At 32.0% G+C, this 9,261-nt stretch carries 6 protein-coding genes; 5 read left to right on the forward strand and 1 reads right to left on the reverse strand.

Annotated features, from left to right (window positions below):
• Positions 1-13: 13 nt before the first annotated feature.
• Positions 14-616 carry a ribonuclease HII gene (locus WNY78_RS12975; protein WP_342873633.1) on the reverse strand — a complete coding sequence of 201 codons (603 nt, stop codon included), beginning with the start codon at positions 614-616 and terminating at the stop codon, positions 14-16.
• Between the two features lie 202 nt (positions 617-818).
• Between WNY78_RS12975 and WNY78_RS12980 the strand changes: the two genes are divergently transcribed.
• The 5 genes from WNY78_RS12980 to WNY78_RS13000 all read left to right on the forward strand — a co-directional run bounded on the left by WNY78_RS12980 (position 819) and on the right by WNY78_RS13000 (position 9,173).
• A complete protein-coding gene (locus WNY78_RS12980) occupies positions 819-3,926 on the forward strand; it encodes a SusC/RagA family TonB-linked outer membrane protein (protein ID WP_342873634.1) in 3,108 nt (1,035 codons plus the stop codon).
• Positions 3,927-3,938: 12 nt separating this feature from the next.
• Positions 3,939-5,360: a RagB/SusD family nutrient uptake outer membrane protein gene (locus WNY78_RS12985; protein ID WP_342873635.1), complete on the forward strand. Its 1,422-nt coding sequence runs from the start codon at positions 3,939-3,941 to the stop codon at positions 5,358-5,360.
• A 17-nt stretch (positions 5,361-5,377) separates the two neighbouring features.
• Entirely contained in the window at positions 5,378-6,148 is a 771-nt protein-coding gene (locus WNY78_RS12990; RefSeq protein ID WP_342873636.1) for a hypothetical protein, read from the forward strand.
• 19 nt (positions 6,149-6,167) lie between these two features.
• Complete coding sequence (locus WNY78_RS12995; RefSeq protein WP_342873637.1) at positions 6,168-7,070, forward strand: hypothetical protein; 903 nt, start codon at positions 6,168-6,170, stop codon at positions 7,068-7,070.
• Positions 7,071-7,193: 123 nt separating this feature from the next.
• Positions 7,194-9,173, forward strand: coding sequence for a putative porin (locus WNY78_RS13000; RefSeq protein ID WP_342873638.1), 1,980 nt, complete (start codon positions 7,194-7,196; stop codon positions 9,171-9,173).
• Positions 9,174-9,261: the final 88 nt, after the last annotated feature.

Raw genomic sequence — 9,261 nt, forward strand, 5'->3', positions numbered from 1 at the left:
CAAATATAAAAAGTTACAAGTCCAAATGATATTGTTCTGGTAATAATCTAAAAGATTTTCTATGGTATCTAGTAATTCCATATTTTCTTATAGCTTCTCTATGTTCTTTAGTAGGATACCCTTTGTTTTGTTTCCAATTGTACATTGGGAATTCTCTGTCAATTTCTTCCATATATGCATCTCTATAAGTTTTTGCTAGTACTGATGCTGCCGCAATAGAAGTGTATTTACTGTCACCTTTAATTATAGTTTCATAAGGAATGTCATTAAATGGTTTAAACTTATTGCCGTCAACAATTATAAACTCTGGAGAAATATTGAGTTGCTCAATTGATTTGTGCATGGCTAAAATAGAGGCGTTTAATATATTAATGGTGTCAATTTTGGAAGGGAAAATGTGAGCGTATGAGAAAGTTACTGCATCATTTTCAATTATAGGTTTTAAAATATTTCTTTTTTTTTCTGAAAGTTGCTTGGAGTCATTAAGGGTAACGTTTTTAAAACCTTTAGGTAAAATAACTGCAGCGGCTGTTACAGGGCCAGCCAGACAGCCACGTCCAGCTTCATCTGTGCCACATTCTAAATAAAGTTTAGAAAAGGATGATTTAAGTCTCAAAATGTTAAAGTTTGAACAAAGTTAAAATTTTAACGCAACCTATTTACAATTTATGTATCTAATTACTAGTAATCCCAAGGTTTAACTAAGAAAAATTGCTTTGTGACAATTAAATGCTTGTTAACATTTTTTTAGTATAAATACTTGTTTATTTAATATATTATTAAGATGTTTGCGCTAGACTAACTCAAATAATTGTTTTATGAAATTAAAGTTAACATGGTTAATGACGCTATTTATGGCGTTTGTGATGCAACTCTCTTTCGCACAAGAGAAAACGGTCACAGGGACAGTTACATCGGCTACAGACGGACTTCCGTTGCCAGGTGTAAGTGTAATAGTAAAAGGGACTTCTCGAGGAGTTCAAACAGATTTTGATGGTAATTACTCTATCAAAGCAAGTACTGGTGAAACATTGGTATTTAGTTTTGTTGGAATGAAAACATCAGAAAAGAAGGTTGGACAGAGTTCAACATTGAATCTTGCAATGGCTGAAGATTTGGCCGAGCTTGAAACAGTTGTTATAACAGGTTATGCTGGAGCTACTAACAGTTCTAAGATAACATCTGCTTTAGCAACCGTTGATGCAGAATCAATTGAGCAAGTGCCAATTAGTTCTGTCGATCAGATGTTACAAGGTCAAGCTGCAGGTGTAAATGTAAGTACAGGTTCTGGTCAACCAGGACAAAGTGCTACAATTATTATACGTGGTAGAAATTCACTTAACGGTGATACTGAGCCTTTATTCATTATTGATGGTGTGCCAGTTGATCAGGATAACTTCCGTAGTTTAAACCAAAATGATATTGCTTCAATGTCTGTATTGAAAGATGCTGCAGCAACTGCAATTTATGGTAACAGAGGTGCTGGTGGTGTAATTCTTATTACTACAAAAACTGGTAAAAAAGGATCTGGTATTAAAGTTCAGTATAGATCATTATATGGTGTGTCTGAAGTGCCAAGCCCTAGATTTGATGTGATGAATGCTTCTCAGTTTTTAACATTTCAAAGAGATATGTTACCTGGTACTCAATTAGGTGATAGTTTATCTGACGAAACAATAGCAGCGATTGCTGCACAGTCAAATACTAAATGGGCTGATATTCTTTTACGTCAAGGTAAAACCACATCTCATGAATTTTCTGTAACTACTGGTGGTGAAAATAGTTCATCATTTTCTTCTATAAATTATTTCAAGCAAGAAGGTACAACTCTAGGTAGTGATTTAAAGCGTTTCTCTTTTAGAAATAACTTTAATGCAAATTCTGCAGATAATAAATTGAATTTCTCTACAACATTAACAGCTAACTACTCTGTGAGTGATTTCGTTGTTGATGCGATTAGAGGTAATAATACAGGTGGTCAATTAGATAACCCTTTTATTGTTCCTTATATTGGAATGCCTTTCTTGTCTCCATATAACCCAGACGGTTCAATAAATATTTGGGGAACAGGTCCTACAAATACTGGTGGTTCAGGAGCTTACCTTGCAAACGGTCAAATTAATTATGATGACGTTGATGGTTTTCTTAACACACCATTTATTGCATTAAATACTGCTGCTCTTGGTACAGATCAAGAATCAGAAGTAAAGATTGTTGGTAGAATTGCTGCAGATTATAACTTTGCAAAGAATTTAACAGTAGGAACATCATTTGGTATTGATTACACTAACAGAGAGCGTTTATTTATAAACCCTCCAGGTTCTATTAGAAGTTTTAGAACTCCAACAGATGCTTCTGAATTTAAAGGAACTCAGTTTGAAAGTTTCTACAGAGATGCTAACTTTATTACAAACGTATTTGTACGTTATGATAATAACATAACTGAGAAATTGAATTTAAACGCTGCAGTATTTGCAGAGTATAATTATGCTAACACACAAATTGCTAGTTTACAAGCTTACGGTTTAAATCCTGCATTACCAGGTTCTGGAGCTGGATTTACTGATGGTAATACTACAGAAGGTGCAAATGGTGATGAATATAACTATGTGCCAGCTGTTGGTTCTAGTGAAAGTGAATTAGCATTAGCATCTATTTTTGCAACTATGGATTTAGATTATGATAATCGTTTTGGTTTATCTGCTTCTATAAGAAATGATGCAACATCTCGTTTTGTTGAAAATAGAGATGGTATATTCTGGTCTGTTTCTGGACGTTGGAATTTAGATAACGAAGCATTTATGGAAAATGTGGATTGGTTGTCTACTTTAAAACTTCGTGCTAGTTACGGTGTTGTAGGTAATCAAGGTGTTGGTACACGTTACCAAGGTTCTCAAACAGTAGCTGCTGGTTCTGGATACCAATTAGGAAATTCATACCAATTAGGTACTTTAATTGATCCAGCTATTCAGTGGGAAACATCTAACCAATTTAACGTTGGTTTAAGTTTCGGTTTCTGGCAAAATAGATTATCTGGTGAGTTAGATTTTTATGATTATTTAACTACAGATTTATTTGCTGGTAAATTATTGTCTACTGCAGGTACTGGTTCTTCAGCTGTTACAACTAACGTAGCGGATATGAGTAATAAAGGTATTGATTTACAAATCTCTTATGATTTATTAAGAAAGTCTGATACTAATGACTGGTCTATAACATTAAATGCAAACGGTAACTATAACAAAAACCTTGTTGAATCTTTACCTGGTGAATTTACTGGAACTACGTTAAGAATTGCTGAAGGTTATTCTGCTAACACATGGTACAGAGTAAGATGGGCTGGAGTTAATCCTGCAAATGGAGAACCTTTGTATTTAGATGCAGATGGTAATCTTACTAACTTATACGATCCAAACAATAGAGTGTATTTAGATAAAAACTTTGATCCAACATACACTGGTGGATTTGGAGCAGATATTAGTTATAAAGGATTTGCATTAAATGCATTATTCTCATTCCAAGCAGATCGTTGGAAAAATAACAGTTCTTTAGCACTTATTGAAGATTCTTCTTTAGGTTCTATCTTAAACTTATCTACATCTATGTTAAATGCTTGGACTACTCCAGGACAAATTACAGATGTTCCTTCTTTATCTTATGGAGGATTACGTGCAGCAGCAGGTGATAGATATTTAGAAGATGCTTCTTTCTTAAGATTAAGAAATATTTCTTTATCTTATAATGTAGATAAAAAAGTTCTTGAGCAAACTAATGTGTTCACTGGAATCCGTGTATTTGTTCAAGGTACAAACTTAATGACTTGGACTAAATTTAGAGGATTTGATCCAGAAGGTACTGTAGCTTCAACATTCTTTGAATATCCAGTAGCTAGAACTATAAGTTTAGGATTTGATTTAACTTTTTAAAAAAAAATAGAAATGAAAAAATATTTAGTAATATTAACCTTATCAGTCACGACACTCTTTGTAGGTTGTAGTGATCAACTTGATAGGTTTCCGGTAGATCAACTAGTTGAAGCTACCGCATATAATACAGTTGAAGATTTACAATTTGGCCTTAATGGTGTAATTGGTAATTATGATTCTGGTTATATTATAGGAATGAGTTCAATTTTTACAGATAATACTCATTTAGGACAAGATAATGGTGGACAGGATAGAGGTCTTCATGAGCAGATTTTAAACGCTGATACAGGTGGTTTTACATTTGCTGGACGTTTATGGGAAAGCCGTTATAGTTTAATAAACCAAATGAATAGATTATTTGCAGCTGCAAGTACTATTACACCAGCAAGTGGTGAAGAAGATACTTACAACAATATTCTTGCACAAAACTATGCGTTTAGAGCTTTAGCTCATTATGACTTGTTGTTGTATTATGGTTTAGATTTTACTAATGATGCTGCGCTAGGAGTGCCTTACGTTGATTATGTTTCTGCAGATGCAACACCAGGAAGAAATACTGTTGGTGAAGTATTAGCGGGAATTCAAAATGATTTAGATCAAGCCTTAGCTTTGTTTCCAGCGGGAACATCAGATATCAATTTTGCGACTCCTGATTTTGTGACTTTCTTAAGAGCTAGAATAGCTTTAGAATCTGGTGATAATATTGGAGCTGTAGGGTTTTGTACTTCATTAATAGCTGATTATCCTTTAGCTAATACATCTCAATATTTTGATATGTTTAATGAAGATGCTAACAAAACTGAAGTTGTTTTTAATTATGATAATGTTCAAGGTGCTGATTACGGTATCAATTTTTATTGGAACTTCTCAGGACAAGGTCCTAAGTTTGAAATCTCAAGAGAATTATATGATTTATATGAAGATGATGATATTAGAAAAACAGTAATTCTTGATCCAGCAAGTGATGAACCTGCAAATAGGTTAGTCATTGGGAAATACCCAATAAATGCTGATACACAAGCGATTAATGACTTCAAAGCAATGAGAATCTCTGAAATGTATTTAACAAGAGCTGAAGCTTATGCTAAACAAAGTCAGTTTGGTTTAGCGGCTGCTGATGTGTTAGCAGTACAAACTGCTAGACGTGCATCTACTCCTCCTCCTGTAGAATTTAATTCTGTATTAGGAGCTGTTGAAGCTATTATAGCTGAAAGACGTTTAGAGTTAGCTTTTGAAGGACATAGATACACTGATATCAAACGTGTTAGAGCTATTACTGGTGAAGGTATTGAAAGATTTGAAGATTTGGGTGATTGTGGTGGATCTATTCCATGTAGTTTACCAAGTTCATCTCCTAAGTTTATTTTACCTATTCCAACAGGAGAACTTAACGGTAATCCAGTTATTAGAGAGCAACAAGCTCCAGGTTATTAATACAAAAAAAATTAATTATGAAAAATATATTTAAATTATTAATTCTTTGCTTGGTTTTTACATCATGTGAAGATACTGAGTCACTACTTTTTGATGGAACAACAGGAGTTGGTTTCGGAGAAGATTTTGTTGACATATCAGTTCCTGTTGAGGGAATCACAAGAACAGTAGGTGTAGTTTCAACTACATTGTCATCAGAGTCTAGGACTTTTGATGCTGTTGTTGTTGCTTTGGATGAGACAGAAGAGGCTTTGCCTTTAGCTTCTAGTGATTATACACTTGGTAGTGTTGTAATTCCAGCTAATTCTTATGAAGGTACTTTTGATGTTACTTTTAATTATTCAGGTTTGACAGATTTTCAACCTTACAAATTAAAGGTTATGTTAGTAGTTCCAGGTGGAGGAAGTGCTTTTCCACCAGTTACATTTGATGTGTTAAAAGAATTTGATATTACTACATTTGTTTGTTCAGATCTTACGATGCAAATTGTTACTGATAATTATGCTTCAGAAACAACTTGGGAAATAGTTGACGCTAATAGCGCAGTAGTTGCTTCTGGTGGTCCTTATGATGATGGTACTGCAGGAGACGCTGTTGGTGCTAATGTTAGTTTAGCAGCTGGCTGCTATACATTCACTATTTATGATTCGTATGGTGACGGACTTTTTGATGGTACTAATGAAGGGACTTATAATTTATTCTGTACGGCTCAAACGGTTGTTTCTTATGCTTCTGGTAGTGGTAATTTTGGTGATTCAGAATCAACAGATTTTTGCATAGTAGAATAATAATTTTAAAACTAATCTTATGAAAAAAATATTAAAAACAATTTCAATCTTACTTTTAGTTATTACATTTAGTTGTGGTGATGACGATAATGGAAGATTTTCAAGTGATCCTTCTTCAGGTTGGATAGAGTTTTTTACTAGCTCTACAACTACAGGACAAACAGTTTCTTCTGTAACAATACCTGTGTCTGTAAGAGTACCTGAATATCTAAATGGATTGAATATTACTTATACAATTGAAGCAGTTGAAGGAGATTATACTCAATTTGTTTCATCAAATGGAGGTACATTATTTGCAGATCCTGCTTTAGTAGGTGGAGAAGATATATATGCTAGAGCTTTAAATGTAGACTTAGAGTTAATGAACATGGAAGTAGGTAGAGATTTCGTTACATCTTTTGATGTGATCTTAACTGCTGTTGATGCGAGCAATGTTACTATTGGTGTACCAGGGAGTAGTCATATTACTTCTCATAGAGTTACTATACCTTGTTCTAATCCAGATGTATTACCAGCAGATTACTTTGTTGGTGATTATGCAATATCTGATGTAGCTGCATCAATTGGACCAGGAAATGGTACTGAAAATTTTGGAGCTGGTACAGTCACTTTAACTGTAGATCCTTTTAATCCAAATGTTAGATTATTTGAAGCAACTATTCTTCCTGCTTTTACAGGTGGAGCACCTTTTCCAACATCAATAGAGTTTTCTGTTGATGATTATGTGACTTTAGGAGGTTATGTTGGAGCAGGTATATCTTGTAATGGTGTAGATGAATATGGTTTCACATCGGCTGCAGCAGCTGATAGTGTTCCATGGGATGTTTGTAATGATTTATCTATAACAATAAATTATGTTGAAGATCCTAACATAGCATGTGGTGGACCTTATGCATCATCGTTTAGTTTGACAAAACTATAGAAACTAATTATTAGTTTATTATAATATTAAAGCCTGTGTTTTTCACAGGCTTTTTTTTGTTTTAACAAAACATAATAACTATTTTCTTTTTTAATATTTATTTTTGATTCATATTTATATTTTATGATTAGACAGATTATTAGTTTTTTGATATTTATGCTCTTATGCTTATCATTAAATGGGCAAGAACAAAAACGCACAAAGTTAAAGGCATTAAATAATAATAGTCAAAAATCAACTATTAGTACTGATAGTCTAAAGTCAGGAAAAAAGTCTACTTCTAAAACAACACAAAAAGAAGCTACTATTGATCAATATAAAATAATTGATATTTCTGATAACGTTACTTTTGTAGATACTTCGCTAACAATTCAAAAAGAATATAAATTTAATTATTTAAGAAAAGATAATTTTGGACTTATCCAGTTTGCAAACTTAGGACAAACTTATAATAGTTTAACTAAAGACTTTGAAGGTAATAATCTAGTCCCATTGTTTGGTGCACGAGCTAGACATTTTAATTATTACGAAAAAGAAGATATAAATTACTATGAAGTTCCTACACCACTAACAGAATTATTTTATAAAACAGCATTTCAACAAGGTCAATTATTAGATGCCTTTTTTACAGTTAATACATCAAAACAATTTAATTTTTCTATCGCTTATAAAGGTATGCGTTCTTTAGGTAATTACCAGCAAGCACTGACAAGTACTGGTAATTTACGTTTTACTTCTAATTTTAAGTCTAAAAATGGACGTTATCTAGCTAAAGCACATATTGTAACGCAAGATTTATATAATGAAGAAAATGGTGGTCTCACGGATGAAGGTGTTATTGTTTTCTCTTCAGGTGACGAAGATTTCTTGGATAGGTCAGTTTTTGATCCTAACATTAATGACGCAGAAAGTATTTTGGTTGGTAAAAGATTTTATTTAAATCAGAAATATACCATCATACAACAAAAAGATTCTACAGGTAAATCTTTATCAATAAAAAACATTATCAATTTCGAAGATAAATATTTTCAATTTGATCAAACCAATGATAATTCTTTCTTTGGTGAATCATTTAATGAAAATAATATTCGAGATAGAGTTACTTTAGAAAATTTTGAAACTAAATTATTAATCAATTATGAAGCACCCATTGTAGGTGATATTAATTTTGGTATTGGTTATAATGATGTCAACTATGGATATGATAAAGTTACTATTTTAGATGGCCAACAAATACCTAATAGAATTAAAGACCAGATTATTAGTTTAAGAGGCCAATATTCAAATCAATTTAAAGGCTTAAGCTTAAATTCTGAAATTGGAATTAATATCACAGGTCAATTTGATAGTAATTATTTTTTAGCTGAAACTGCTTATAAAGTAAAAGATGATATCATAGTTAAAGGTAGTATTGGTTATAATTCAATTTCACCAAATTATAATCTTCTACTTAATCAAAGTGATTATGTGAATTATAATTGGAATAATATTCAGAATTTTAAAAACCAAAATAGTTCCAATTTAAAGTTAGAATTAAATTCTAAGAAACTATTTGATATTTCGTTTCAATATGTTTCAATTGATGATTTTTCATTTTTTTCTTCGGAAAACATTTTTAACTCTACAAGACCTGAACAATTACAGGAATCTATTAATCTATATAAACTAAGAATAGATAAAGAAATCAAATTAGGTAAGTTTGCTTTAGATAATTCAATACTATATCAAAAAGTCAATGACGATAGTGAATCACTTAATTTACCAGAATTAGTAGTTAGAAACACAATTTATTATTCAAATCATTTTTTTGAAAATAAAGCATTGTTTTTACAAACAGGAATTACATTTAATTATTTTACAAAATACTATATGGATGGTTATGATCCATTAATAGCAGAATTTTACACGCAAAATCAAACTAAACTAGGTGGATTTCCTAGATTAGACTTTTTTGTTAATGCTAAAATTAGACAAACAAGAATATTTTTAAAGGCAGAGCACTTCAACTCTTCGTTTACAGGATATGATTACTTCTCAGCACCCAACAACCCTTATAGGGATTTTACTATTCGATTTGGGATAGTTTGGAATTTCTTTCTTTAATAATTTCCACTATAACACATTCATTAATAGGTGTTAGAGTTTTAGTTTAAAATTTTTCAGAAATAAATTAAAAAAAGGTTAGGATATA

Source organism: Psychroserpens sp. AS72, assembly GCF_038900375.1.
Taxonomy (GTDB): Bacteria; Bacteroidota; Bacteroidia; order Flavobacteriales; family Flavobacteriaceae; genus Psychroserpens.

What these genes read in the sequence shown, in the direction of transcription:
- WNY78_RS12990 (WP_342873636.1), top strand. Translation starts at nt 5,378, where the DNA reads ATGAAAAATATATTTAAATTATTAATTCTTTGCTTGGTTTTTACATCA.
- WNY78_RS13000 (WP_342873638.1), top strand. Translation starts at nt 7,194, where the DNA reads ATGATTAGACAGATTATTAGTTTTTTGATATTTATGCTCTTATGCTTA.
- WNY78_RS12980 (WP_342873634.1), top strand. Translation starts at nt 819, where the DNA reads ATGAAATTAAAGTTAACATGGTTAATGACGCTATTTATGGCGTTTGTG.
- WNY78_RS12985 (WP_342873635.1), top strand. Translation starts at nt 3,939, where the DNA reads ATGAAAAAATATTTAGTAATATTAACCTTATCAGTCACGACACTCTTT.
- WNY78_RS12995 (WP_342873637.1), top strand. Translation starts at nt 6,168, where the DNA reads ATGAAAAAAATATTAAAAACAATTTCAATCTTACTTTTAGTTATTACA.